The following is a 25,966-nucleotide window of genomic DNA, read 5'->3' as shown; positions in this document are numbered from 1 at the left end:
CGATCCTGATGAGGTTGAGGGTGGGCCAGGGTAGGTTAGCGGCCACCGGCGACAGGAAACCCGGTTATCGCTCTGCCCCCAGCCTGACACCTCGATCAGGAATGACCGAGCTCCTCCGACCCCGACTCGTCGACGGAACCCGGCTCCTCGGCCGAGCCCGGCTCCTCGGCGAAGCCGGCGACGGCCCCCGGCTCCTCCTCCATCAGGTCGTAGCCGAGGTCGTCGAGGATCGGGATGGCCTGCTCCACCGGCGGCGGCAGCACGGCGGCCTCGGAATGGGCGCCGCACCCGTGGTCGGCGGAGACCACCTTGCCGTCGTCGGGGGCGTACTCGTTAGTGCAGACCCCGAACGTCTGCCGCAGCCCACCCGCGAGCAGCCAGTAGAAGCCGCAGGTGGAGCACTGCGCGGGAGCGGCGTGTGCGATCGGTGTATGCGGCCCGTGCTCGCCGGAGTGCCAGCGCCTGGCAGCCCGGTCCTTGCCGATGGCCGAGAGCACACGGGCCCGGCCCAGGCCGTACTCGAAAAGCGCCTGATGGTCGGCGTCGTCGTCGACCTCGGTGAAACCCGGCGCCAGCCGGTCGTCGTCCTCGGCGGCCGGCAGCAGGTCGCCCACGCCCAGGTCGCCGGGGCGCAGCCGCTCGCTCCACGGCAGCCACTCGGGTGCGAGCAGCGCGCCCGTGCCCGGCAACAGCACCGCCTCGCTGACCGTCACCTTCTTCGCCCGCGAGGCGCGCGTGACCGTGACCGCCCAGCGCCAGCCGCGGTAGGCGCGGTCGAGGCAGGCGAAGTAATGGGTGACGATGCGGTCGCCCTCGCTCTCGAAGCCGAGGTGCTCCCCGGGCTCGCCCGGCCGCGCGAGCTCCTCGGCCGCGGCGCGTGCCAGCTCGACCGCCTCGGCACACGCCTGGTCGGGAGCGGGGACACGGGCCCTTGTGCGGCTCATCGGGCCGCCTCCGGCGAAAGGTGCTGTTCGCTCACACTTCATTCTCACCCATCACGGGACCTGGACGGGCCGGGAACGGCGCATCGTCCGCCGACTCTTCGCCCGAATCGGGTAAGACTGGTAGGCGTGGACGCAGGCTGGGACCGGGCACGCGAGGCCGCGCGGCGCATGGGGCGCGGCGTCGCCGACGCCGGCCGTGCCGCCGGACGGGCCGGCCGGGCCACCGCCGGAGGCACGGCCAGGGCGGGCCGGGCCACCGCCAACGGCGTGAAGTCGGTCGGCAGGGCCACGCGGCGGCTGACGTACGCGGGCGGCGCGGGCCGCACCGGCCTCGGCCGGCTGATCGAGCTGTCGGCCGGCAACAGCGCCGGCGACGCCCTGGTGACGGTGGCGCTGGCCAGCACGGTCTTCTTCGGGGTGCCGGTCGGCGAGGCCCGCGGCTCGGTGGCGCTCTACCTCGTCATCACGATGTTGCCGTTCGCGCTGCTGGCGCCGTTCGTCGGGCCGATTCTCGACCGGTTCAGGTCCGGCCGCCGCTACGTGATGGCGGGCACGCTGTTCGGGCGGGGCCTGCTCTGCTTCGCGATGGCGGCCGCCGTCGGTCCCGGGGACCTGCCGACGCTGTTCATCGGGGCGCTCGGCGTGCTGGTGCTGTCGAAGGCGTACAACGTGTCGCGGGCGGCCATCATGCCGAACGTGCTGCCCGCCGACATCACGTTGGTGTCGGCGAACGCGAGGGTGGCGCTGTTCACGCTGGTCGCGGCCGGCGTGGCGGTGCCGATCGGCGCGGGGCTGACCGCGTGGCTGGGCAGCGCCGTGGTGCTGCGCGTGGCCATGCTGGCCTTCCTGGCGCTCGGGGTCGTCGCGGTACGCCTGCCGCGCCACATCGACTCCCCCGACCTGGAGGAGGAGGGCGCAAGGCACCGCTGGCGGACGCTGCTGAAGGTGGGCCCGGCGGTCGCCGAGGCCGTCTGGGCCAACGTCGCCATCCGCGTCTTCTCCGGCTTCCTGCTGTTCTTCCTGCTGTTCCTGGTGCAGGACCACGCGGTGCCGTGGCTGGCGGGCCGGGACCCGTTCTTCGACGTGCCGCGGACGATCGCGCTGCTGGCCGGCGCGGCCGGGCTCGGCGGCCTGGCCGGCGCGGCCGTGGCCAACTGGACCCGCAACCACGCGCCGCAGCTCATCGTGCCGGCCACGCTGGCCCTGACCCTCGTGACCGCCGTCGTGACGGCGCTGCTGTTCGGCGTCTGGGCGGCGCTGGCGATCTCGCTGGTCACCGCGTTCGCGCAGGAGCTGGGCAAGCTCGCGCTGGACGCGATCGTGCAGCGCGAGATCGGCGAGGAGGTCCGCTCGTCCACGTTCGGGGTGGTCGAGGCGGTGCTGCAGCTCGCGTGGGTGTTCGGCGGGCTGGTCGGGCTGGTGCTGTCACTGGCCCGCGACGCCTCCACCGGGCTGGTGGGGCTGGCGGTGGCGCTGGCCGCCGCGCTCGGGTGGCTGGTGTTCGCCCGCGTACGGCGGGTGCGCGCCGCCAGGGCCGAGGCGGCCAGGAAACACGGCCTGTACGACCCGGACGCCGGCTACGACGCTGCCGCGTCCGCGCCGACCGCCGAGTGGCCCGCGCCCACGCCCACGCCCGCGCCCGCCGAGCGTGACCCCAGGCGCGGGGACACGCTCGACTCCACCAAACCGCTGACCAACCCGTTCGGCTGAGCGGGCCGGAGTGCCGCTAGGCGTCGAGGTCGTCGGCGAGGGCGCGCAGCACCTGGGCGATCTTCTTGGCGTGCGCGGTCTCGGGGTGCTTGCCCCGGCGGTAGGTGCCCGAGACCTCGTCGAGCAGCTTGATGAGGTCCTCGACGATGACGACCATCTCGTCGGGCTTCTTCCGCTTGCCCTTCGGCTTGGGCTTGGCCAGGGTGGGCGGCTGCTCCAGGATCCGCACCGACAGCGCCTGCTGGCCGCGGCGGCCCTCGGCGACGCCGAACTCGACCTTCTGGCCTGGCTTCAGCGGGCCGGTGCCAGGAGGCAGCGCGGAGGAATGCACGAAGACCTCACCGCCGTCGTCACGGGTGAGGAAGCCGAATCCCTTGTCGGCGTCGTACCACTTGACCTTGCCACTCGGCACAGGAGGACCTCGTTCAAACAGTCGAAAAGGCTGGATGGATGTAGGTTATGCCCCGAAGGGCGGCGGAGCGACCGGGTAAATGCCGATGAATTACCGGACTTCATCGCGGCGGCACCAGCGGGCGTACCAACCGGCGAATTCGGTGAGGTCGGGAAGAGCCACATCCGCGCCGTGCTCGCGCAGCTCCTCCGCTGTGTACGGCCCCGTGGCCACGGCGACGCTCACGGCGCCTCCCGCGCGGGCCGCATCGATGTCCGCGACATGGTCACCAACATAGGCGGCGGCGCCGAACCTCGCGAGTGCCGATCCTTTGCCCGCGCCGAACAGCGAGCCGACCACTTCGTCCACGACCAGCCCCAGCTTCTCGACGGTGCCGACGGCGTCGCGCGGGTTCTTGCCCGTCACCACGATGACCCGGCCGCCGGCCGCGCGGACGGCGGCGATGGCGTCGTGGGCGCCGTCCATGGCCGTGTGTACGGGAACCCCTATATCCGGATATATCTCCCGATACAGGTCGGCCGCCGCCGGGACCTGCTCGGCGGGCATCCAGTTGGCCAACTCCATCTCCAAAGGCGGCCCGAGCCGCCGCACCACGGCCGCGCTGTCGATCGGCACCCCCAAACGCGCCGACAGCTCGTCCATGGCGGCCGCTATCCCCACTCGCGTATCCGCCAATGTCATGTCAAGGTCGAAACCTACCGATGTCATCACCCGTGCAGGATGCCAAAGGCCGCTCGGCCTCCGGTAACCGCCCTTGTTGTGGGATGGTGGAATGGCCAGAAAGGAATTACTTATCGAGGGGGAGGGCTCGGTCCTGGCGAGCCCGGTCCGGCGCGCCGCTCCGTAACGACTACTCTCCTTACGGAGGTATCAGGATAGACATGAGCAGATCCACCCGTGAGCGGATCATCGATGAGTCCCTGCGGCTGTTCGCCGAGCGGGGCTACTCCGCCACTTCCGTGGCCGAGATCGAGGCCGCCTCAGGGCTGTCTCCCGGCGCCGGAGGGCTCTACAGGCACTTCAAGTCCAAGTACGAGGTGCTCGCCGCCGCCATCAACGAGCACGCCGCCCGTACCCGTAACCAGGTGGCCGGCAGCCTGGCCGAGCTGGACGCCATGGAGTCCTCGGCCGACCTGGAGGAGCGGCTGTCGCTCGTCTGCCGGGCGGGGCTCGCCAAGGTGCGCGAGGAGTCGGAGCTGACCCGCGTCTTCTTCCGCGACCTCAGCCAGTTCCCCGAGCTGGTCGCCGTCGTACGGGACGGGCTGCTGCAGCCCATGTTCGACGCGATCGTCACCTGGTTCCGCGCCCAGCCCGAATACCGCGACGTCGAGATCGACTGGTCGGGCATCGCGACCGTGCTCGGCGGCGCCGTCGTGCATTACCGGCTCTTCCAGGAGACGGTGGGCGAGCTGGCGGGGCACGCGGACAAGGAGCAGTTCGTGACGGCCTGGGTGCGGCTCGCCGTCGGGCTGCTGCCGAGCCCGGCTCCCGTGATCAGCTGAGGTCGGTGATCAGGTGAGGTCGAGCAGGCGGTAGGCCAGCCAGACCACGCCCAGCCCGGTGCCGATCATGAACATGGTGCCGCTCACGGCCCAGAACTCGGTCCGCCCACACCACCAGGGGGACCGGGAAGATCGCCAGCGACGGCAGCCCGAACGGCACCAGCAGCGCGGCCGCCACCAGGATCACCAGGGCGCCGATCTCGCGCGGGTGCTCCTTGACCACGGTCCGCGCGTCCCTGCCTCCGGTGGCCATGGGGTTGGCGGTGGACATCGCGACCCTGCGCAGCCCCGCGAACGGCAGCCCCAGACTGGTCGAACGGCTCCCCCGCTGCTGCCCGACCCTGTGGGGGGCGTGCAGGGTGTCATCGCGGATGGCGGGAAACCGCCGCGTCCCGCCCGGCCCAAGGCCGGTGCCGGGGGCGCCGGCGGCAGCAGGGCCGCTGGCCAAGCCAGTGTCGGTGGCGGGGCCCGAGCCGGGGCCGGGGCCAATGGCGGAGTCGGTGGTGGCGAGGCGGTGGGCCTCGCGTTCGACGAGCGCCGCCGGGTCGCCGAACCGGTCCAGCACCTTCGCCACCGCGCGCGGGTTCTCGCTGCCGCCCACCTCGACCTCGATCCGGGCGCGCAACCGCCTGGCGAAGTCCAGCCGCTGCTCGGAGCGCAACACGCCGTGGGCCGCGTCGGCGGCCCTGGAGACGTAGTTCAGCACGAGCTGATCGGCACGCTCTCTCACGTCTAGCCATGCTGCCCCAATCAGGGGGGACATACCATGGCAACGATGGAGTTCACGGAGTGGATCAGGGGACGCACCGACGACCAGTTGCGGGCGCTCGTCTCGTCGCGTCCCGAGCTGATCACTCCGGTGCCCGCGCACCTGGAGGGTCTGGCGTCCCGCGCGGCCAGCCCGTCGGCTATCGGCAGGGCGCTCGACCGGCTCGACCGGTTCACGCTGGCCGTCGTCGAGACGCTGGCGGTCCAGGACGGCCCGACGCCGAAGGAGCGCCTGAGCGCCCTCATCGCCGCGGCCCTGCCCCCGTCCGCGCGCAGCGACCCTCCGGCCGCCGAGCCGGCGTTGTCGGCGGCGCTCGACCGGCTGCGCGACCTCGCCCTCGTCTACGGCCCCGACGACGCACTCGACCTCGGCCCCGGCGTACGCAAGGTGCTGGAGGACCCGGCCGGCCTGGGCCCGCGCGCGGTGGAGGCGTTCCGGCACCACCCGCCCGAGCAGCTCGACGAGATGGCCGACGACATCGCCCCCGGCACCGCGGGCACCGGCAAGGAACGCCTGGCCGCGGCGCTCGCCGACCCCGCCGCGCTGGTCGCGTCCGTGTCGGCGGAGGCGCGGGCCGCGCTCGACCAGCTCGCCTGGGGCCCGCCGACCGGCCGGGTGCCCAACGCCCGGCGCGAGGTGCGGGTCGCGACCGCCCGTTCCCCCATCGAGGAGCTGCTGGCCCGCGGCCTGCTCGCGGCGACCGGCGAGGAGAGCGTGACGCTGCCCCGCGAGGTGGGCCTGCACCTGCGCGGCGGCCGGGTGCACCGCGGCCTGCCCGCGGAGCCGCCGCCGCTGGAGGGCCCCGAGCGCGATCGGGAGCTGGCCGACCGTACGGCGGCCGGGCAGGCGTTCATGTTCGTCCGCGCGGCCGAGGAGCTGTGCGAGCGGTGGAGCATCGAACCGCCGGGCGTGCTGCGCACGGGCGGCCTCGGCGTACGCGACCTGAAGCGCACGGCGGCCGACCTGGACCTGCCGGAGTGGGTGACGGCGCTGGTCGTCGAGGTGGCGCACGCGGCCGGGCTGATCGCGGCCGGCGGCGGCGTGGACGGCGAGTGGCTGCCGACCCCCGCCTACGACCTGTGGCGGGTCAGGGGCACCGCCGACCGCTGGGTGATGCTGGCCACGAGCTGGCTGCACATGGACCGCGTCCCGGGCCTGGTGGGCGAACGGGACGAGCGCGACCGCCCGCTCAACGCCCTGCACGCCGATCTGCGCCGCGCGGCCGCGCCCGGGGTACGGGCGGCGACGTTGGGCGTGCTGGCCGCGGCGCCGGGCCGCGCGCCGTCCCGCGACGCGGTGCTCGAACGCCTGGCGTGGGAGCAGCCGCGCCGCCGGGGGCCGCTACGCGAGCAGCTGACCGAGTTCGCCCTGCGCGAGGCCGAGCAGATCGGCGTGACGGGCCTGGGCGCGCTGTCCGGGCACGGGCGGGCACTGCTGGAGGGCGGCGACACCGGGGCGGCGGCGGCCGCGCTGGCGCCGCTGCTGCCCGAGCCGGTCGATCACGTGCTGCTGCAGGCCGACCTGACCGCGGTCGCGCCGGGCCCGCTGACCAGCGAGCTCAACCGGTGGATGACGCTGACCGCCGACGTCGAGTCGAAGGGCGGGGCGACCGTCTACCGCTTCAGTGAGCAGTCGATCCGCCGGGCGCTCGACGCGGGCCACGGCGGCGAGGAGCTGCTGGCGATGCTGGCCCGCCACTCGGCCACGCCGATGCCGCAGGCGCTGTCCTACCTGGTGGGCGACGTGGCGCGGCGGCACGGGCGGATCCGGGTGGGCACGGCGAGCGCGTACGTCCGCTGCGACGACCCGGCGCTGCTCGACCAGATCACCGCCGACCGGCGCTCGGCCGCGCTGCGGCTGCGCAGGCTCGCCCCGACGGTCATCGCCTCCCGTTCCTCGCGCGCGGCGCTGGTCGACTCGCTGCGGGCCATGGGCTACTCCCCGGTCGCCGAGTCGCTCGACGGCGACGTGATCATCTCGCAGCTCGACAGCAGGCGCACCGAGGCGGCGCCGCCGGTGCGCGCGGTGGCCCCGGCGAACGGCATCGACCCCCACGTGGCGGCGGCGGCCGTACGGGCGCTGCGCGCGGGCGACGCGGCGCATCTCGCCCGGCGCGAGCCCGCGGACGCCCCCGACGGCCAGATCCCGCGCGGCCCCGCGACGGCCACGATCTCGGCCCTCCAGGACGCCATCAAGCAGGGCGTACGGGTGTGGATCGGCTATCTCGACTCGCAGGGCAACGCGACCTCGCGCATCCTGGAGCCGGCGAGGATGGAGGGCGGCTACCTGACCGCGTACGACGAGACCAGGGCCGCCGTCCACCGCTTCGCGCTGCACCGCATCACCGGGGTGGCGGGGGTCTAGCCGCCCGGCGTCATCCGCCTGGCCGCCGCGACGGCCGGTCCGTCGCTGAGGCCTCAGGCGTCCGGCGTCATCCGCCTGGCCACCGCCGCGGCCGGTCCGTCGCCGTCGGCCAGCCGCCGCAGGGCCCGCTCGCAGTCGGCCGGGTAGCGCAGCGCCAGGTCGCCGCCCAGGGCCACGGCGGCCGTCGTGGCGCGGGCGGGGTCGGCCGCCCACTCCAGCGCCAGCCGGAGCGCCTCGGGGGCGAGGGTGTCGCCGGCGCACATGGACGACAGCGCCTCCGCCGCCGCCAGCCGCTCCCCCGCCGTGCCCGCCGCCCACACCTCCAGGAACTCGGCCCTCGCCTCCTTGAGCGCGTACGCGGCCAGCGCCGCCACGCCCTCGGCGGCCCGCGTGCGCACCTCGGGATCCTCATCGGTCAGCGACCTGACCCAGGCGCGCAGCGGCTGCCACAGCCAGAACCCGTACCGGGCGGCCAGTTCGGCCAGCACCGGCCCGCGGTGCTCCGGCGTCGGGAAGTCGGCCTGCCCGCCGGCGCGGCTGATGAGCGGGTGCGGCTGGGGAGGCTCGGGCGGGCCGCTCTCGTGCGCCTGCCAGATCGGGTCGAGCCGGGCGAGCCGCGCCTGAAAGGCGTCCTCGGGCAGCGGCCCGGTGAACGCCAGCGCCGCCGCGGCCAGCACCTCCCGCATGGCCGGCTTGGTGTCGAACCAGGCGGCGACCTCCTCGGCCGCCCGCGCCGCGCCCGCCCGCGCCCCGTCCGGCGCGAGCCCGGCGGCCAGCCGGACGACGTGGGCGGGCGTGGGCAGCTCGGCCGCCCGGTGCCGGGCCTTGACGAGCGTGGCGGGCGCCAGGCCGACGCGCAGGTCGTACGTGCTGAGGCACAGGTCGAACAGCTCCCGTGGGTCGGGGGCGGCCCAGGGCTGCTCGACCTCCACGGCCCGCGAGGGCGCGCCGTCGCGGGTGATGACGAGGTAGGAGCCGAGCTCGGCCAGCTCGCGCGCCAGGACGGACAGCGCGGCCGGGTCGGTGCCGACCGCGATCCAGTCGTGCAGCAGGTACGCCCGCCCCGGCGCGTACTCGGTCCCGCCGATCAGCTCGGCGACGGTGCTGGCCGGCGACAGGACGGTGATCGTGCTCTCGGCCAGCGACATGCGCGACAGCAGGGCGAGCCCGCCCAGCCGTTTGCCGATCTCCTCCTCGCCCACGAGCACGAGCAGGTGGCGGGCGGAGAGCCTGCGGACGGCCTCGGGGAAGCAGGGCGGCTCCAGGTAGGAGCGCAGCAGGGCGTCGGCCTCCCGCCGGGCGAGCTCCCCGGGGATGGGCCGGACGTCCGGCGGCGGGCGGCGCCGCGTGAACGTCAAGTGATCAAGGTCGAGCTCGCCTGGTTGAGGCGTGTCGGTCACGAAGTCACCTCGGAGCTGGACACGAAACTTGTCTCCACTAATTACCGCGCGAGCACGACTTTCTCCGTGCCGCACGAGCCGGTCGCGCTGCGTCACCGTACCGGCCTGACCAGGTGTTCCCCACCTGGGACGCCAACCCGCATCCCAGATCTCCCACATTTACACGATCTAGGCCACCGTGAAAACTCAAATGGCCCGAGTAGGAGATATCACTTTATTTACCGATAATGAAGACATCCTCCACAGTGATCAGTCAAGGGGGCCGGCAGGTCTTGACGTCACGCTCCCCCACCCAGCAGGTTGAGCATGTGACCGAGCAGACGCTGGGCCGGCTGGCCGAGGAGTCCTGGGGCCGTTTCGCCGACCACGACGCCATGTACTACGAAGGGGTCTGGCACCGCAGTCACGAGCTCGCCGAGCGCGCGCGCCGGATGTGCGGCGGCTTCGTCGCGGCGGGCGTACGGCCCGGCGACCGGGTGGCCGTCATGATGGCCAACTCGCCCGAGGTCCCGGTGCTCTACCAGGCGCTGTGGGCGGCCGGCGCGGTGGTGACCCCCGTGGTGTTCCTGGTGGGCGCGGAGGAGCTGCGGCACATCCTGCTCGACAGCGGCGCCGTGGCGATCGTCACCTCCCCCGAGCTGGAGGCGACCGTACGGGCCACGGGCGTGGACATCCCGGTCCACGTGGACACCGCCGAGCTCGAACAGGCACCCGGGCGCGGCCCCGTCGCGCGGGACCCCGGGGACCTGGCCGCCCTCATGTACACGGGCGGCACCACCGGCCGCGCCAAGGGCGTCATGCTGAGCCACCGCGGCCTCTGGCAGGTGGGCAAGGCCGTCTGGGACATGTCCCACCAGGAGGGCAAGAACCGCATCATCGTGCCGGTGCCGTTGTCGCACTCGTACGGGCTGATCGTCACGATCGCCTGGATGCACGCGACCGAGCCGCAGCACGCGGTGCTCATGCGCTGGTTCGACCCCGGGCAGTTCCTCAAGCTGGCCGGCGGCCAGCGCGTCCACTACGGCACCGTCGTGCCCGCCATGCTCCAGATGCTGCTCGCCGAGCCGCTGGAGTCGTACGCGCTGCCCGAGCTGTCCCATCTCACCTGCGGCGCCGCCCCGCTGGGGCGGAGCCTGCTGGAGGAGTTCGAGCGCCGGCTGCCCGGCGTGCAGATCCTGGAGGGCTACGGCCTGACCGAGACCTGCGCGGTCACCACCTTCAACCCGCCGGGCCGGCGCAGGATCGGCAGCGTCGGCCTGCCGCTGCCCGGCTACTCGATCGTCGTGCGCGACGGCGACGGCGAGGCGGTGGAGGCCGGGGAGGTCGGCGAGATCTGCGTCGCGGGCGAGTCGCTGATGCTCGGCTACTGGGGCGAGCACGAGCCCGACCCCGAGGGCACCACGCTGGTGGACGGCGAGCTGCGCACCGGCGACATCGGCTGCGTGGACGACGACGGCTACCTGCACGTCGTGGACAGGAAGAAGGACCTCATCATCCGCGGCGGCTTCAACGTCTTCCCCCGCGACGTCGAGTACGCCCTCGACCAGCACCCCGACGTGGCCCGCTCCTGCGTGGTGGGCCGGCCGGACGCCCGTCACGGCGAGGAGGTCGTGGCGTTCGTGCAGCTCGAACCAGGCGCGACGGCGAGCGCCGAGGAGCTCACCGAGTGGGCCCGCGACCGCGTCGGCCGCGTGAAGTACCCGCGCGAGATCCGCTTCGTCGACGACATCCCGGTCACGAGCGTGCTCAAGCTCGACCGCAAGGCCGTGCGCGCCCGCCTCTAGCCGGCACGCTGATCACGCGGCCGGGCCCGTCCGGTTCCGTGATAAGTGTTGACGTGTCTGGAGGTGACGATGACCCAACAGGACCCGCCGGGTTACCCTTACCAGCCCTACGGCGCCCCTTACGGCGAGCAGCCCCCGCCGGGCTACGGCTATGGCTACGGCTATCCGCCGCCGCCGCGCAACGAGGGGCCCAGCGCCAACGCCATCGTCTCCCTCGTGCTCAACCTCCTCGCCCTCGTCTCCTGCTGCAACGTCCTCGGCCTGCCCGGGGCGATCCTCGCCGGGCTGGCGCTCGGCAGGGCGGGCTCCGACCCCCGCGCGGCACGTAGCATGGTGATGTGGAGCTGGGTCCTGTTCGGGCTCGGCTTCGTCCTCATGATCGGCCTTTTCCTCTTCCTCGGCCTCAACGGCTATCTCGACGATTGATGACCCGTTCCGGGACTTTCCCTGCCGTCGGCTGTGTTGGATAAGGGTCAACCGTAGGAAGGGATGTCCGTGAACGACGGCCCGCTCATCGTCCAGTCGGACAAGACTCTGCTGCTCGAGGTCGACCACGACAAGGCCGACGAGTGCCGCAAGGCCATCGCGCCGTTCGCCGAGCTCGAACGCGCTCCCGAGCACGTCCACACCTACCGCGTCACCCCGCTGGCGCTGTGGAACGCCCGCGCCGCCGGCCACGACGCCGAGCAGGTCATCGACGCGCTCATCAGCCACAGCCGCTACCCGGTGCCGCACGCGCTGCTCGTCGACATCGCCGAGACCATGGCCCGCTACGGCCGCCTGCGCCTGGAGAAGGACCCGGTGCACGGCCTGGTGCTCACCTCCAGCGACCGCGCGGTGCTGGAGGAGGTGCTGCGCTCCAAGAAGATCGCGCCGATGCTGGGCGACCGGCTCGGCGCCGACTCGGTCGTCGTGCACCCGAGCGACCGGGGCAACGTCAAGCAGGCCCTGCTCAAGCTGGGCTGGCCGGCCGAAGACCTGGCCGGCTACGTCGACGGCGAGGCCCACCCGATCAAGCTCGCCCAGGAGGGCTGGTCGCTGCGCCCCTACCAGCAGGAGGCGGCCGACGCCTTCTGGCACGGCGGCTCCGGCGTGGTCGTGCTGCCCTGCGGCGCCGGCAAGACCATCGTGGGCGCGGCCGCCATGGCCCACGCCCAGGCCACCACGCTCATCCTGGTCACCAACACCGTCTCCGCCCATCAGTGGAAGACCGAGCTGCTCAAGCGCACGTCGCTGACCGAGGACGAGATCGGCGAGTACAGCGGCAACAAGAAGGAGATCCGCCCGGTCACCATCGCCACCTACCAGGTGATGACCACCAGGCGGAAGGGCGTCTACAGCCACCTGGAGCTGTTCGACGCGCGCGACTGGGGGCTCATCGTCTACGACGAGGTGCACCTGCTGCCCGCGCCGATCTTCCGGATGACCGCCGACCTCCAGGCCCGCCGGCGCGTGGGGCTCACGGCCACGCTGGTGCGCGAGGACGGGCGCGAGGGCGACGTTTTCTCGCTCATCGGTCCCAAGCGCTACGACGCGCCCTGGAAGGAGATGGAGAACCAGGGCTGGATCGCCCCGGCCGACTGCGTCGAGGTGCGGGTCACGCTCACCGACGAGGAGCGGCTGGCGTACGCGATGGCCGAGTCGGAGGAGCGCTACCGCTTCTGCGCGACCACGCCGTCCAAGACGCGGGTCACCGAGGCGCTGGTGCGCCGGCACGCGGGCGAGCAGGTGCTGGTCATCGGCCAGTACATCGACCAGCTCGACGAGCTCGGCGAGCACCTCGGCGCGCCGGTGATCAAGGGCGAGACCCGGGTCAAGGAGCGCGAGCGGCTCTACCAGGCGTTCCGCGACAAGGAGATCCAGGTCCTCGTGGTGTCGAAGGTCGCCAACTTCTCCATCGACCTGCCGGAGGCGTCCGTCGCCATCCAGGTGTCGGGGACGTTCGGCTCGCGCCAGGAGGAGGCCCAGCGGCTCGGCCGGGTGCTGCGGCCCAAGGCGGGCGGCGGGGGCGCGCGGTTCTACACGGTGGTCAGCCGCGACACCGTCGACCAGGAGTTCGCGGCGCACCGGCAGCGCTTCCTGGCCGAGCAGGGATACGCCTACCAGATCATCGACGCCGACGACGTGCACGACGGCGTCTGAGGGTGGCTCTCAGCGGGTGAAGGCCCGGCCGCTCGCGCGTGAGCGGCCGAGCGCTCGACGTGGTGTCACGTCCACGAGACTCCGCGGGCCGTCGACAATCGAACCACCCCCCTCACCTGCGTACTATCACGCCGCCTGCGACATACCCCCATGATCCGGCAAACCCACCTGATATGCCCGATTTTTTCGGTATTCCCAGGTTGTCCTCAGCTCAGGGCCGGCGGGCCAGCAGCCCGCCGACGAAGAGCACGCCCTCGGCCAGCACCCACGCCAGCACCGCCGCTCCCATGAGCCGCCCGAAGACCCGCAGGTCGCCGCGCGAGACCGGCAGCAGCCAGGCCGCCGCCGTGCAGCACGCGGCCAGCGTCGCGAACAGGCCCGACACCGTGGAGACCGTGCCGAGCCGCCGCGGACAGTCCTCGTCGCCCCCGGCGCAGAACGCCTCCAGGCCCCAGCCCGCGAACACCGACAACCCCCAGAGCGCCGCGAGCAGGAAACTCGCGATCGTGGGGATGATCGGCGACACCCGCACCCGCGCCATCCCCACGTTTTACCCGCGCCCCCGGAACGCCAACCGCCGTTGCCCAAGGCACGCCCGTCCGCCGGTAAATGCTGTGGAAGCGCTCGCCGCGCATGGCTAAACTGGCCGATTCGCTACCTTGACCACCTCCGACTCCCGACGAGGAGGCACTTTCGCATGCCCGCACACCAACTCGCCCCCGACATACCCGCCGACGTCCTCGCCGCCGAGCAACGGCACCTGGCCGAGTCCAGGGCCGCGCTGACGGCGATGCGCACCCACGCCCAGTCACTCTCCGCCGACGCGGCCGGCGACTGGGTGTCGCAGCAGATCCTCCAGTCCCTCCTCGACCAGCGCGTCGCCGCCCTCGCCGACCACCCGGACACCCCGCTGTTCTTCGGCCGGCTCGACCGCGAGTCCGGCGACGACCTGCCCGGCACGATCTACGTCGGCCGCCGGCACGTCCACGACGCCCGCAGCAAGCCGCTGGTCATCGACTGGCGGGCCCCGGTCTCACGGGCCTTCTACCAGGCGAGCCCGGCCGAGCCGATGGGCGTCGTACGCCGCCGCCGCTTCGGCTACCACGGCGGCACCCTGACCGCGTACGAGGACGAGCCCCTGGGCGAGGGGAACGTCGAGCTCGGCCCGTCGAAGATCCTCACCGAGGAGATCGAGCGCCCGCGCACCGGCCCCATGCGCGACATCGTCGCCACCATCCAGCCCGACCAGGACGAGATCGTCCGCTCGGGGCTCGCCCAGACCGTCTGTGTCCAGGGCGCCCCCGGCACCGGGAAGACCGCGGTGGGCCTGCACCGGGCCGCCTACCTGCTGTTCACCCACCGCGAGCGGCTGGCCAGGTCCGGCGTGATGATCGTCGGCCCCAACCGCGCGTTCCTGTCCTACATCTCCTCGGTCCTGCCCGCGCTGGGCGAGGTCAAGGTGGACCAGACGACCGTGGCGGGCCTGCTCGGCGAGCACGCCGCCCCGGAGGACCCGCTGGTGGCCGCGGTCAAGGGCGACGCCCGGATGGCCGCGGTGCTCGAACGCGCGCTCTGGCTGCACATCGTGAAGCCGGAGGAGGGCCTGGTGTTCACCAAGGGCGCCTACCGCTACCGGGTGGCCGACCATGAGGTGCGCGAGATCGTCGCCTCCCTGCGCGGCACCACCCGCTACCTGCCGGGACGGGCGGCGCTCGCGCAACGGCTGGCCCACCTGGTGCTGGTGCGGATGGAGCAGCGCGGCGAGTCGCCCGACGACCGGGTGCAGGACGCCGTGGCCCGCTCCAAGCCGGTCAAGCAGCTCGTGGACGCGGTCTGGCCGAAGCTGACGCCCGAGCAGGTGCTCTACCGGCTGCTCGCCGAGCCGGAGTTCCTCGCCAGGGCCGCCAGGTCCGACCTGTCGGCCGACGAGCAGAGCCTGCTCCTCTGGCCGAAGCCGTACCGCAGCCACAAGTCCGCCAAGTGGTCGGCGGCGGACGCCGCGCTCCTCGACGAGCTGCGCGACCTCATGGAACGCACCCCCTCGCTCGGCCACCTGGTCGTGGACGAGGCCCAGGACCTGTCGGAGATGCAGCTGCGGGCGCTCGGCCGCCGCTGCCGCAACGGCTCGGCCACCGTGCTCGGCGACCTCGCCCAGGGCACCACGCCCTGGTCCACCAGCTCGTGGGAGAGCGTGCTCCAGCACCTCGGCCAGGCCGAGGGCGAGGTGACCGAGCTGACGCTCGGCTTCCGCGTGCCGCGCGAGGTGCTCGACTTCGCCGCCCGGCTGCTGCCGTCCATCGCCCCCGGACTGGCCGCGCCGCGGTCCCTGCGCCCCGGCGCGGGCTCGCTGAACATCCGCCCGGGCGGCTCGGTGGCGGAGGCCGCCGACGCGGCCCTCGCCCAGGAGGGCTCGATCGGCGTCATTGTCCCGGACGCGCTGGTCGGCGAGGTCTCGCGGGCGCTGTCCGGCCGTCCGCACTCCGTGCTCGACCCCGACGCCCCGGAGGGCGAGCACCGCCTGCTCGTCGTCCCCGCCACGCTCGCCAAGGGTCTGGAGTACGACCACGTGATCGTGGTCGAGCCCGCCGACATCGTGGCCGCCGAGCCCCGCGGCCTGGCCCGGCTGTACGTCGTCCTGACCCGTGCGGTGACCTCGCTCACGGTCCTGCACGACAAGCCCCTGCCGGCGCAGCTCGCCATGTGACCGCGCCCCGCGCGGGAACCGGCGACGCCATGACCGGCGACCGGCCCGGCCGCTTCTAGGATGGCGATCAGGAACGCTTGCCTACCTAGGAGGATGCCGTGCCAGCACCGCTGCCCCATGAACACCTGCCGTCGGTTCCCGCGCTCGTGGTCGAGAGCGACGACATCCAGGACGGCGAGCGGCTCAGCGACCTGCACGTCTTCAACGACTGGGGCATGACGGGCCAGAACGTCTCGCCCCAGCTCCGCTGGTCCGGCGCGCCCGAAGGGACCCGGAGCTACGCCGTCACCTGCTACGACCCCGACGCCCCCACGGGCAGCGGGTTCTGGCACTGGGTGCTGTTCGACCTGCCGGCCTCGGTGACCGAGCTGCCCGCGGGCGCGGGCAGCGCCCCCGACTTCAAGGGGCTGCCCGAGGGTGCCGCCCACGCCCGCAACGACTACGGCGCCAAGGCCTTCGGCGGCGCGGCCCCGCCGCCCGGCGCCCCGCACCGCTATGTCTTCACCGTCCACGCCCTCGGCGTCGACAAGCTGGGCGTGGACGGCGACGCCAGCCCGGCGGTGGTCGGCTTCAACATCACGGCCAACACGCTGGCCCGCGGCCACATCGTCCCGGTCTACGGCGTCTGACCGCGGTCAACGCACACGAACACGCCGTCAATGCACAAGAGCGGCCCGGAAGATCCGGGCCGCTCTTGTGCTTCGGCTTCGCGAGCGAACAGACCTAGAAGTCCATGTCGCCGCCACCCGGCATGGCGGGAGCGGCAGCGGCCTTCTCGGGCTTCTCGGCGATGACAGCCTCGGTGGTGAGGAAGAGCGCCGCGATGGAGGCGGCGTTCTGCAGCGCGGAGCGCGTCACCTTGGCCGGGTCGATGATGCCCGACTCGAACATGTTGACGTACTCGCCGCTGGCGGCGTTGAGGCCCTCGCCCGGAGTGAGGTTGCGGACCTTCTCCACCACGACGCCGCCCTCGAGACCGGCGTTGACCGCGATCTGCTTGAGCGGCTCCTCCAGAGCCTTCTTCACGATCGAGGCACCGGTGGCCTCGTCGCCGGCCAGCTCCAGCTTGTCGAACGCCTTGGCGCCGGCCTGCAGCAGCGCCACGCCACCGCCGGGGACGATGCCCTCCTCGACGGCCGCCTTCGCGTTGCGCACGGCGTCCTCGATGCGGTGCTTGCGCTCCTTGAGCTCGACCTCGGTGGCCGCGCCCGCCTTGATGACGGCCACGCCGCCGGCCAGCTTGGCGAGGCGCTCCTGGAGCTTCTCGCGGTCGTAGTCGGAGTCGGTGCGCTCGATCTCGGCGCGGATCTCGTTGACCCGGCCGGAGATCTGCTCGGCGTCGCCGGCGCCGTCGACGATCGTGGTCTCGTCCTTGGTGACGACGACCTTGCGCGCGCGGCCCAGCAGGTCGAGGGTGGCGTTCTCGAGCTTGAGACCGACCTCCTCGGCGATGACCTGGCCACCGGTGAGGATGGCGATGTCGTTGAGCATGGCCTTGCGGCGGTCGCCGAAGCCCGGGGCCTTGACGGCCACGGAGCGGAACAGGCCGCGGATCTTGTTGACGACCAGGGTGGCCAGGGCCTCGCCCTCGACGTCCTCAGCGATGATCAGCAGCGGCCTGCCGGACTGCACGACCTTGTCGAGCAGGGGCAGCAGGTCCTTGTTGGCGGAGACCTTGCTGTTGACGATCAGGATGTAGGGGTCCTCGAGGACGGCCTCCATGCGGTCGGAGTCGGTGACGAAGTACATCGACACCATGCCCTTGTCGAACCGCATGCCCTCGGTGAGCTCCAGCTCCAGGCCGAAGGTGTTGCTCTCCTCGACGGTGATGACGCCTTCCTTGCCGACCTTGTCCATCGCCTCGGCGATGAGCGAGCCGATCTCGGGGTCGGCGGCGGAGATGGAGGCGGTGGAGGCGATCTGCTCCTTGGTCTCCACGTCCTTGGCCAGCTTGGAGAGCTCCTCGCTGACGCGCTCGACGGCGGCCTCGATGCCCTTCTTCAGGGCCATCGGGTTGGCGCCGGCGGCGACGTTGCGCAGGCCCTCACGAACCAGCGCCTGGGCGAGCACGGTGGCGGTGGTGGTGCCGTCGCCCGCGACGTCGTCCGTCTTCTTGGCGACTTCCTTGACCAGCTCGGCGCCGATCTTCTCCCAAGGGTCCTCGAGCTCGATCTCCTTGGCGATGGACACACCGTCGTTGGTGATCGTGGGGGCGCCCCACTTCTTCTCCAGCACGACGTTGCGGCCCTTGGGGCCCAAGGTCACCTTGACGGCGTCAGCGAGCTGGTTCATACCGCGCTCGAGACCGCGCCGGGCGTCCTCGTCAAACGCGATCATCTTGGCTGCCATAAGGCTAGACCTCCCAGATGCAGGGTGGCTTGTCCTGGACCGAGCCGACGCCCGCGACGGCCAGGGACTGCATCTCCGTTCGGCAGACCCCATCGTCTCGATCCCGAGTTATTGGCACTCTGCCACACAGAGTGCCAACGACTGTTTAGCACTCTACCCTGCCGAGTGCAAGCGAACGACCTTCTGGAGGGGCCTCCGCGCAGGTCAGCCGATCGACGTAGGGACGGCGGGCCGCTCACCGTGTGGCCCGCCGTCGATCGCCGACTACGAGGGTGGCGGGCTCGTACGGACTGCGCTGCCGCACGGGCCCCGCCGGTGCATACCAGGTGACGTAAATCAGACCGAGCGGACAGACTCGGCCTGCGGTCCCTTCTGGCCCTGCGTGATCTCGAACTCGACCCGCTGGCCCTGCTCGAGAGATCGGTACCCGTCCATCAGTATCGCGGAGTAATGGACGAATACATCCTTACCACCGTCTACCGCGATGAAGCCGTAGCCCTTGTCCGCGTTGAACCACTTGACGGTGCCCTGCGCCACTTCCGACTCCTCTTACTGGGGCTACGGATCTCGCCCATTCCACCGCGAGACCCGTAATCGTCCGACTTAACGACAAAACAGCCAGACGATCGCCTCGACCATACCTGTGGCAAGGGGTTTGGCAACAGAGTCAATCCACGAAAGACGCATTTGTTCGCAGTGCGGGTACTTCAACGTTTGAATAGGCCCGAAAAGCAGAAGGCGCCCGCTTGGGGCGCCTTCCGTGGAGTCGTACGGGCACTCAGCCGCCGGCGACCGCCGGGATGATGGAGATCTGCGCGCCCTGAGGGACGGCGGTGTCCAGGCCCTCGGCGAAACGGACGTCCTCTTCCCCAACGTAAACGTTGACAAAACGCCGAATCTTGCCCGATTCATCCAGAATTCTCGCGCCGATGCCCGGGTAGTCGGCATCGAGCTTGGCGAGCACGTCACGAAGAGTCGCGCCTTCGCCACTCACTTCCGCGTTTCCGCCGGTGTAGGTGCGCAGAATGGTGGGAATCCGAACAGTAACGCTCATGGTTATCTCGCCTTTCCTGGTTGTCAGACAGCCGCGCGGAACGCGTCGAGAGACGGCTTGATCACGGCGGTGGGCCGCGACGACTCGCCGGCGATGGCGTCCAGCGTCTTCAGGCCGTCGCCGGTGTTGAGGACCACGGTCTCCGCCTCGGGGTCGAGCCGCCCCGCCTCGACGAGCTTCTTGAGCACGCCCACGGTGACGCCGCCCGCGGTCTCGGCGAAGATGCCCTCGGTCGAGGCCAGCAGCTTGATCGCGGCCACGACCTCGGCGTCGGTGACGTCCTCGACGGCCCCGCCGGTGCGCCGGGCGATGTCCAGCACGTACGGGCCGTCGGCCGGGTTGCCGATCGCCAGCGACTTCGCGATGGTGTTGGGCTTGACCGGCTGGACGACGTCGTGCCCCGCCTTGTACGCCGCCGACACCGGCGAGCACCCGGCGGCCTGCGCCCCGAAGACCTTGTAGGGGGTGTCCTCGACCAGGCCCAAGGCGATGAGCTCCTTGAAGCCCTTGTCGATCTTGGTGAGCTGCGAGCCCGAGGCGATCGGGATGACGATCTGCTCAGGCAGCCGCCAGCCGAGCTGCTCGGCGATCTCGTACGCGAGCGTCTTGGAGCCCTCGGCGTAGTAGGGCCGCAGGTTGACGTTGACGAACCCCCACTTGTCGCCCAGCGGGTCGCCGATCAGCTCGGAGCAGAACCGGTTGACCTCGTCGTAGGTGCCGTCGATGCCGATCAGCTTGCCGCCGAACACCCGGGCCATGGCGATCTTCGCCTCTTCCAGGTCGGCCGGGATGAACACGCAGGCGTCGAGCCCGGCCCGCGCCGCTGCGGCGGTCACCGCGCCCGCGAGGTTGCCGGTGGAGGAGCAGGAGAGCGTGTGGAAGCCGAAGTTGCGCGCCGCCTCGACGGCGATGGCGACCACCCGGTCCTTGAAGGAGTGGGTGGGATTGCCGGAGTCGTCCTTGACGTGCAGGGACTTGATGCCGAGCGCCCGCCCGAGGTTGCCCGCCCTGACCAGCTTCGTCCAGCCGGGGTTCATGTTGGGCTTGGTCGCCACGTCGGCGGGGACCGGGAGCAGCGAGCGGTAGCGCCAGATGTTGGCCGGGCCCGCGGCGATGTCCTCGCGGGTCACCCGGCCGAACTCGTAGGCCGCTTCGAGCGGCCCGAAACACTCCAGGCACGCGAAGCTCGGCCCGAGCGGGTAACGGGCGCCGCACTCGCGGCAGGACAGAGCGACGGCAGGACCAAAGTCGTGCGACATGAAGCGAGGCCTTCCCTCATCTTCGCCCACGGCCACCTTGACCGCGAACCGGAATTGGCACCTTGTCCCGGTCGGCCTCGCCAGGTCGCGAGTCGAAAGCCGGGAGGGTTGCCGGGGCTTCGCAGGGCCGGTCCCTCCACCCCTCTGGATGAGCTGTATGAAGTTGTTGCACACGACTCTACCCGCCGAAGCGGCGGGAACGACCACCTGTCTCAAAGACTGAGACGGGGCGTCTCACCGATAGTCGTCACCCAGCGCCGCCTGGACGTACTTGCGCGCCTGGTGGATGCGCGACTTCGCGGTGCCCAGCGGGATGCCGAGCTGCTCGGCCACCTCGTTGTAGTCGAGCTGCACGATGTCGCGCAGGACCAGCGCCTGCGCGAGATCGGGCTTGTCGGCCTCCAGCGCCTCCATCGCGTCGAGCAGGTCGAGCCGCGAGCCGGCGATCACGCTGACCCGCCGCGCGTCGGGCTTCTGCGTCGGCAGCTCGTCGGAGGTCTGCTCGGCCGCCCTGCGCTTCAGCGACCGGTAGGTGGTGCGCGCGCAGTTGGCCGTCACGATGTGCAGCCAGGTGCTGAACCTGGCCCGCCCCTCGAAGCGGCCGATGTTGCGCGCCACCGCGAGCAGGGTGTCCTGCGACGCCTCCTCGGCATCCTGGTGGTACGGAAGAATCCGGGAGCAGTGGCGCATCACATCCGGCTCGATCCTGGCCAGCAACTCGCCGAGCGCGCGATGATCTCCAGCGGCGGCGGATCGGGCGAGTTCCTCGGTTAGCTCATCAAGCGCCATAGCTGCGATCCTATGATCGGAAGGAGCTTCGATGAACAGCGTCCTCGTGGCCTCCAACAGAGGGCCGGTCTCCTTCACCGTCTCCGACGACGGTGTTCTCATCATGAGACGGGGCGGCGGCGGTCTCGTCTCCGGGTTGTCCGGGGTCGCCAAGGACGACGGGGTCCTGTGGGTCTGCGCGGCGCTGTCCGACGACGACCGCGGCGCCGTGCGCCTGTCCCCCGGCGGCCGGCTCGACCAGGCCGGCTACGACACCGGGCCGCTGCGCATGCTCGACATCCCCGCGACCACGTTCCACCGCGCCTACAACGCCGTGGCCAACTCCACCCTGTGGTTCGTCAACCACCTGCTCTACGACATCCCCAACGCGCCCAGCTTCGGCATCCGCTTCGCCCGCGAGTGGGAGTCCTACCGCGACTACAACGGCGCCTTCGCGCTCGCCCTCGCCGAGGAGGCCGGCCACGGCGCCCGCGTGATGGTGCAGGACTACCACCTCACGCTCACCCCCGCCATGCTCAGGGCCGAGCGGCCCGACCTGCGCATCGCGCACTTCAGCCACACCCCGTGGGCGCCGCCCGAGTACTTCTCGCTGCTGCCCGACGAGGTGGCCGGCGAGGTCCTGGAGGGCATACTCGGCGCCGACCACGCCGGGTTCCTGGCCGAGCGGTGGGCGGCGGCGTTCATGGACTGCTGCGAGGCGGTGCTCGGGGCGGAGGTCGACCGGGCGGCCCGCAGCGTCACCCACGAGGGCCGCACCACCAGGATCGGCGTCCACAGCCTGGGGGTGGACGGCGCGGCGCTGTGGGAGCGGGCCGGCGAGCCCGACGTCGAGTCGCACATCACGGCGATCAGGGAGCAGGTCGGCGACCGCCGCCTCATCGTCCGCATCGACCGCACCGAGCTGTCGAAGAACATCGTGCGCGGCCTGGTGGCCTACGGCGAGTTCCTGGCCGCCCATCCCGAGTGGCACGGCCGCGTGGTGCACCTGGCCTTCGCCTACCCGAGCCGGCACGACCTGCCGGAATACCGCGAGTACACCGCCTCGGTGCAGCGCTGCGCCCAGGAGATCGAGAACGAGTTCGCCACCGAGGACTGGGACCCGCTCATCCTCAACGTCCACGACGACTATCCGCGGTCGCTGGCCGCGTACCGGATGGCCGACGTGCTGCTGGTCAACCCCATCCGCGACGGCATGAACCTGGTGGCCAAGGAGGGCCCGGTGCTGTCGCCGCGCTGCGCGCTGGTGCTCTCGCGCGAGGCGGGCGCGGCCGCCGAGCTGGGCCCGTACGCGCTGATGGTCAACCCCTACGACATCAGCGGCACGGCCGACGCCCTGCACAGGGCGCTGGTCATGCCGGAGGACGAGCGGCGGGCGCGGCGCGACAAGCTGCGCGCCGCGGCCACCGCCCTGCCGCCCCAGAAATGGCTCGCGGCCCAGCTCGACGCCCTCGGCTGAGCCACGATCGCGCGCTCACCGCCAGTCGGCGTGCTTGAGCGTGTCGGCCAGGCCGGGGGTGTTCCACTGGTCGACGACCAGGATCTTGCTCTTCGGCAGATACCACTCGCGCTGGGTGAAACGGGCCTTGATCGCGGTGCCGCTGTAGCTCGTGCAGGTGGACTTCCAGGCGTTGTACGTGGCCTTGTGGCCGGGCCCGACCTGGCGCAGCCCCCGCGAGCCCTTCGGGCCGATGCTCTCGCCCCACTTCTCGTTGAACGGGCACGGCTGCACGTCGCTCGCCGTGTAGTACGGGTTCTTGCCGGTGTAGGGGCCGAAGCCCTCCGCGCCGTACTTGATGAAGGACGGCCCGAGAATGTAGAAGGAGTCGCACTCCGGCGTCCGCCAACCCCGGGCCTTCCCGCACTTGCCGGTCACGACCTGCACGTTGTCCGGGCCGAAGCGGTGGACCACCCACTGGATCGGGATGTAGAGGGTGAGCCCGGCACGCAGCCTCAGCTCCTGGGCGGGCGCGGCGTGGGCGGGGAAGGCGCCGGCGGTGAGGGTGACGGCGGCGGTGGCGGCGACGGCGAGGTAACGCTTGATCATGAGCCCGACTCTAGAGAACCGGACTTGCAGTCCAGTCGTCAACGGCTGAACGCCGACGCCAGCTCCGCCAGCAACGCCAGCACGCCGTCCGGGCCGTCCACCACGATGTCGGCCCGCTCGGCCAGCGCGGTCACCTCCGCCGAGCCGCTGCACACGGTCACCCCGGGCAGCCCGGAGGACCGTACGGCGTCGAAGGCGGCGAGGTCGCCCAGGTCGTCGCCGGCGAACAGCACCGAGCGCGCGTCCCGCTCGGCCAGGAACAGGCCGAGCGCGTGCCCCTTGTCCATGCCCGGCGGCCGCAGCTCCAGCACCATGCGGCCCGGCTCGACCACCAGCCCGTGCCGCTCGGCGAGCCCGGCCAGCGGCTCGCGCAGCGCGGCCAGCGCGCCCTCGGGGTCGGGGGCGCGGCGGGTGTGCACCGCGACGGCCCGGCCCTTGTCCTCGACGGTCACGCCCTGGACGCCGAGCGAGTCGAGCAGCAGCGGCAGGTCGGCCTTCGCCCGTGGCACGCCGGCCGGCGGGGGCGGCGCGGAGATCCGGCCGTTCTCCCAGCGTTCGAAGCCGTAGTGGCCGAGGATGACCAGCCCGGGAACGTCGGCCAGCCCCGGGCCCAGCTCCAGCGCGGTGGCCGGCGGCCGGCCCGTCACGATGGCCACGGCCCCCACGTGCGCGCCGAGCTCGGCGAGCACCGCGGGCGCCTGGGGGTGGATCACGGCGGCCGCCGGATCGGGCACGATCGGGGACAGGGTTCCGTCGAAGTCGAGCCCGATCACGGCCCCGGCGGGGTCCTTCAAGATTGCTTCAATTCCAGGGATGTTCTCCACGCGCCTGCCGTACCCAGCAGGTCAGGGGCGCATGCCAAGCCTTCTGGCCGCGCGGTCGCGCTGCCGCTCGGCGCGCACCCTGCGAAGCCGCTTGACCAGCATGGGGTCATGCTCAAGCGCCTCCGGACGGTCGATCAACTCGCCCAGCATCTGGTAGTAGCGCGTGGCGGAGAACCCGAAGGTCTCCTTGATGGCCTGCTCCTTCGCGCCCGCGTAGCGCCACCATTGGCGTTCGAAGGCGAGGAGCTCGATGTCGCGTTCGGTCAGTGGTTGTCGGGACGGCTCGTGGGCAGCATCGTCACCGCTGAGGGGTGCTCCCATGGTGTCCTCCTCTGAGGGGACGGGTGACGGTCCCGTCACCCGCACGGCCCGTGGCCAATCGTAATGTGCTGAGCTCCCGCGCTGCGGGTATGTCCCGACTTTCGCCTACGAGGTAGCAGAAAAGCCCACAGAACGGAACTACTCCGCGTATCGGGCTGTTTACCGAACCGTCGGATTGCGGTGGCGGCCGCGTGTCAGAATGCCGGTCAGTTCGAGCGTTCCCCCCTCTTCTCCCCGCTCGAGGTCCTCCGTGCACCAGCTCTCCTCCGCGCTGCCACGCCCGGGTCGCGACCGCGCCGCGGCGGGCCCCGCCGCCATGAGGAGCCTCCTCGCCGTGGCGCTGACCATCTGCTGCGTGCTCGCCGTCCCGGCCTCCGTGACCGCCGCCGGCGGCGCCAGGGCCGGCGACAGGATCGGGGCGGTCGCGCGGGCCGGGCAGTGGCAGCTCGGCGCGCTGCGCCTGCCCGAGGCGTGGCGGCGCAGCGAGGGCCGGGGCGTGCTGGTCGCCGTCCTCGACACCGGGGTCGACGCCCGCCACCCCGACCTCGCGGGCGCCGTCGTCGAGGGCCCCGACCTCACCGGCGCGGCGCGCGGCCACGGGCCGTGGGGCCACCACGGCACCGCGATGGCCGGCCTGATCGCCGGCCGCGGGCACGGCCCCGGCCGCGCCGCCGGGGTCGTCGGCGTCGCGCCCGGGGCCCGCGTCCTGTCCGTACGGGTCACGCTGGAGAGCGGCGACCCGCAGCGCGAGCGGCAGCCCCGGGGCGGGAGCGACGCCCTGGCGCGCGGCATCCGCTACGCGGCCGACCAGGGCGCCGACGTGATCAGCATGTCGCTGGGGGGCGGCAGCGGCACGCGGGAGGGCTCGGCGGCCGAGGAGGAGGCCGTCAGGTACGCGCTCGGCAGGGGCGCGGTGCTGGTGGCCTCCTCGGGCAACGACGGTGACAGCGCCAACAGGAAGAACTTCCCCGCCGCCTACCCCGGCGTGATCGCCGTAGGCGCGGTGGACCGGGGGCTCCGGGTGGCCGGCTTCTCCAACCGGCAGGACTACCTGTCGGTCGTCGCGCCCGGCACGCAGATCGTCACGGCCGACGGCGCGGGCTCGTACGCGGTGGGCGACGGTACCAGCTCGGCCGCCGCCATGGTGGCGGGCATCGCGGCCCTCGTCCGCTCCGCCCATCCCGGCCTGTCGCCGCAGGAGGTCCGCAAGGCCATCGAGCAGGGCACCAGAAGACGCCCGCCGGGCGGCCACAACCGCACCTACGGCCACGGCGTGGCCGACGCCCTGCTGGCACTCCGCGCGGCCGACGAACTGCGCGCGCCGTACGAACTGGGCACCGCAGACGGACCAGGCACCACCGACAGGCCGGGCACCGCCGACGAGCTGGGCGCCACCGGCGGAGTCGGCGCGGCCAACGGGCCGGGCGCGGCGGTGGGCCCGCCCGCGCGGCCCACCCCCCGCCTCGGGGCGGGGCCGGGCGTGCCCGTTCCCGCGAGCAGGGCCCCCGTGATCGCGGGGCTGCTGGGGCTGCTGGCGGCCATGTCCGTACGCGTTCTGGCGAGGCGGCGGCGCGACGGGGATTCACCCTAGCAAG

Annotated in this window: 24 protein-coding genes and 1 riboswitch; of the genes, 10 read left to right on the top strand and 14 right to left on the bottom strand. The window is 72.1% G+C overall.

The genetic code is table 11. The features are described 5' to 3' along the window. Positions 1-95: 95 nt before the first annotated feature. Entirely contained in the window at positions 96-944 is an 849-nt protein-coding gene (locus tag ACBR40_RS19610; protein WP_344211605.1) for a DUF3027 domain-containing protein, read from the bottom strand. Positions 945-1,070: 126 nt separating this feature from the next. On the opposite strand from ACBR40_RS19610, the gene ACBR40_RS19605 reads away from it, so the two are divergent. Next, positions 1,071-2,654: an MFS transporter gene (locus ACBR40_RS19605; protein WP_371249646.1), complete on the top strand. Its 1,584-nt coding sequence runs from the start codon at positions 1,071-1,073 to the stop codon at positions 2,652-2,654. Between the two features lie 16 nt (positions 2,655-2,670). Here the strand turns inward: ACBR40_RS19605 and ACBR40_RS19600 are convergent, their stop codons facing one another. Further along, entirely contained in the window at positions 2,671-3,066 is a 396-nt protein-coding gene (locus ACBR40_RS19600; RefSeq protein ID WP_344211609.1) for a cold-shock protein, read from the bottom strand. Positions 3,067-3,156: 90 nt separating this feature from the next. Then, the gene (locus ACBR40_RS19595) at positions 3,157-3,774 is read right to left on the bottom strand and encodes an HAD family hydrolase (RefSeq protein WP_344211663.1); all 618 of its coding nucleotides are present in this window, start codon (positions 3,772-3,774) and stop codon (positions 3,157-3,159) included. Positions 3,775-3,947: 173 nt separating this feature from the next. Between ACBR40_RS19595 and ACBR40_RS19590 the strand changes: the two genes are divergently transcribed. Further along, positions 3,948-4,568 (top strand): TetR/AcrR family transcriptional regulator, encoded by a 621-nt coding sequence (locus ACBR40_RS19590; protein WP_371249645.1) that lies wholly within the window; start codon positions 3,948-3,950, stop codon positions 4,566-4,568. On the opposite strand, the gene ACBR40_RS19585 is transcribed toward ACBR40_RS19590, so the two are convergent. Continuing rightward, on the bottom strand, positions 4,561-5,298 hold the full coding sequence (locus tag ACBR40_RS19585; protein ID WP_371249644.1) for a hypothetical protein: 738 nt from the start codon (positions 5,296-5,298) through the stop codon (positions 4,561-4,563). The two genes, ACBR40_RS19590 and ACBR40_RS19585, sit on opposite strands and share 8 nt — an antisense overlap. Positions 5,299-5,343: 45 nt before the next feature. On the opposite strand from ACBR40_RS19585, the gene ACBR40_RS19580 reads away from it, so the two are divergent. After that, a complete protein-coding gene (locus tag ACBR40_RS19580) occupies positions 5,344-7,701 on the top strand; it encodes a helicase-associated domain-containing protein (protein WP_371249643.1) in 2,358 nt (785 codons plus the stop codon). Positions 7,702-7,754: 53 nt separating this feature from the next. On the opposite strand, the gene ACBR40_RS19575 is transcribed toward ACBR40_RS19580, so the two are convergent. Further along, entirely contained in the window at positions 7,755-9,059 is a 1,305-nt protein-coding gene (locus ACBR40_RS19575) for a hypothetical protein (RefSeq protein ID WP_371249642.1), read from the bottom strand. Positions 9,060-9,409: 350 nt separating this feature from the next. Between ACBR40_RS19575 and ACBR40_RS19570 the strand changes: the two genes are divergently transcribed. From ACBR40_RS19570 to ACBR40_RS19560, 3 genes are all read left to right on the top strand, one after another. After that, positions 9,410-10,885, top strand: coding sequence for a class I adenylate-forming enzyme family protein (locus ACBR40_RS19570; protein WP_371249641.1), 1,476 nt, complete (start codon positions 9,410-9,412; stop codon positions 10,883-10,885). 69 nt (positions 10,886-10,954) lie between these two features. Further along, complete coding sequence (locus ACBR40_RS19565) at positions 10,955-11,311, top strand: hypothetical protein (RefSeq protein ID WP_371249640.1); 357 nt, start codon at positions 10,955-10,957, stop codon at positions 11,309-11,311. Positions 11,312-11,374: 63 nt separating this feature from the next. After that, the gene (locus ACBR40_RS19560; RefSeq protein ID WP_344211625.1) at positions 11,375-13,027 is read left to right on the top strand and encodes a DNA repair helicase XPB; all 1,653 of its coding nucleotides are present in this window, start codon (positions 11,375-11,377) and stop codon (positions 13,025-13,027) included. Between the two features lie 211 nt (positions 13,028-13,238). Here ACBR40_RS19560 and ACBR40_RS19555 read toward each other — a convergent pair whose 3' ends face one another. Next, a complete protein-coding gene (locus ACBR40_RS19555) occupies positions 13,239-13,568 on the bottom strand; it encodes a hypothetical protein (protein ID WP_344211627.1) in 330 nt (109 codons plus the stop codon). Positions 13,569-13,724: 156 nt separating this feature from the next. Here ACBR40_RS19555 and ACBR40_RS19550 point away from each other — a divergent pair, with 156 nt between their 5' ends. Further along, positions 13,725-15,731: an AAA family ATPase gene (locus ACBR40_RS19550; RefSeq protein ID WP_371249639.1), complete on the top strand. Its 2,007-nt coding sequence runs from the start codon at positions 13,725-13,727 to the stop codon at positions 15,729-15,731. A gap of 98 nt (positions 15,732-15,829) precedes the next feature. Beyond that, positions 15,830-16,360, top strand: coding sequence for a YbhB/YbcL family Raf kinase inhibitor-like protein (locus tag ACBR40_RS19545; protein ID WP_329589271.1), 531 nt, complete (start codon positions 15,830-15,832; stop codon positions 16,358-16,360). Between the two features lie 94 nt (positions 16,361-16,454). Here the strand turns inward: ACBR40_RS19545 and groL are convergent, their stop codons facing one another. From groL to ACBR40_RS19520, 5 genes are all read right to left on the bottom strand, one after another. Further along, on the bottom strand, positions 16,455-18,080 hold the full coding sequence (groL, locus tag ACBR40_RS19540) for a chaperonin GroEL (RefSeq protein ID WP_371249638.1): 1,626 nt from the start codon (positions 18,078-18,080) through the stop codon (positions 16,455-16,457). A 336-nt stretch (positions 18,081-18,416) separates the two neighbouring features. Then, entirely contained in the window at positions 18,417-18,617 is a 201-nt protein-coding gene (locus ACBR40_RS19535; RefSeq protein WP_090947280.1) for a cold-shock protein, read from the bottom strand. Between the two features lie 241 nt (positions 18,618-18,858). After that, on the bottom strand, positions 18,859-19,134 hold the full coding sequence (locus tag ACBR40_RS19530) for a MoaD/ThiS family protein (RefSeq protein ID WP_344220162.1): 276 nt from the start codon (positions 19,132-19,134) through the stop codon (positions 18,859-18,861). Between the two features lie 23 nt (positions 19,135-19,157). Beyond that, positions 19,158-20,393, bottom strand: a complete 1,236-nt coding sequence (gene thrC, locus ACBR40_RS19525; RefSeq protein ID WP_371249637.1) for a threonine synthase — start codon at positions 20,391-20,393, stop codon at positions 19,158-19,160. Positions 20,394-20,406: 13 nt separating this feature from the next. After that, a riboswitch (SAM riboswitch) is annotated at positions 20,407-20,548 on the bottom strand. 79 nt (positions 20,549-20,627) lie between these two features. Further along, positions 20,628-21,182 carry an RNA polymerase sigma factor gene (locus ACBR40_RS19520; RefSeq protein ID WP_091094399.1) on the bottom strand — a complete coding sequence of 185 codons (555 nt, stop codon included), beginning with the start codon at positions 21,180-21,182 and terminating at the stop codon, positions 20,628-20,630. A gap of 31 nt (positions 21,183-21,213) precedes the next feature. On the opposite strand from ACBR40_RS19520, the gene ACBR40_RS19515 reads away from it, so the two are divergent. Further along, on the top strand, positions 21,214-22,638 hold the full coding sequence (locus ACBR40_RS19515; protein ID WP_344220157.1) for a trehalose-6-phosphate synthase: 1,425 nt from the start codon (positions 21,214-21,216) through the stop codon (positions 22,636-22,638). A 15-nt stretch (positions 22,639-22,653) separates the two neighbouring features. Here ACBR40_RS19515 and ACBR40_RS19510 read toward each other — a convergent pair whose 3' ends face one another. Genes ACBR40_RS19510 through ACBR40_RS19500 form a run of 3 tightly spaced genes read right to left on the bottom strand, consistent with a single transcriptional unit; the run spans position 22,654 to position 24,371 of the window. Then, the gene (locus ACBR40_RS19510) at positions 22,654-23,226 is read right to left on the bottom strand and encodes a hypothetical protein (RefSeq protein WP_364464284.1); all 573 of its coding nucleotides are present in this window, start codon (positions 23,224-23,226) and stop codon (positions 22,654-22,656) included. A 38-nt stretch (positions 23,227-23,264) separates the two neighbouring features. After that, the gene (gene otsB, locus ACBR40_RS19505; RefSeq protein WP_371249636.1) at positions 23,265-24,020 is read right to left on the bottom strand and encodes a trehalose-phosphatase; all 756 of its coding nucleotides are present in this window, start codon (positions 24,018-24,020) and stop codon (positions 23,265-23,267) included. A 51-nt stretch (positions 24,021-24,071) separates the two neighbouring features. Then, a complete protein-coding gene (locus tag ACBR40_RS19500) occupies positions 24,072-24,371 on the bottom strand; it encodes a DUF3263 domain-containing protein (RefSeq protein ID WP_329589251.1) in 300 nt (99 codons plus the stop codon). A gap of 250 nt (positions 24,372-24,621) precedes the next feature. On the opposite strand from ACBR40_RS19500, the gene ACBR40_RS19495 reads away from it, so the two are divergent. Then, entirely contained in the window at positions 24,622-25,962 is a 1,341-nt protein-coding gene (locus ACBR40_RS19495) for a S8 family serine peptidase (protein WP_371249635.1), read from the top strand. The last annotated feature ends 4 nt before the right edge of the window (positions 25,963-25,966 follow it).

It is taken from the genome of Nonomuraea sp. AD125B (genome assembly GCF_041402765.1).
GTDB classification, from domain to species: Bacteria; Actinomycetota; Actinomycetes; order Streptosporangiales; family Streptosporangiaceae; genus Nonomuraea; species Nonomuraea bangladeshensis.
Note: the sequence above shows the minus strand (reverse complement) of the source record. Positions and strands in the feature narration are given on the sequence as shown.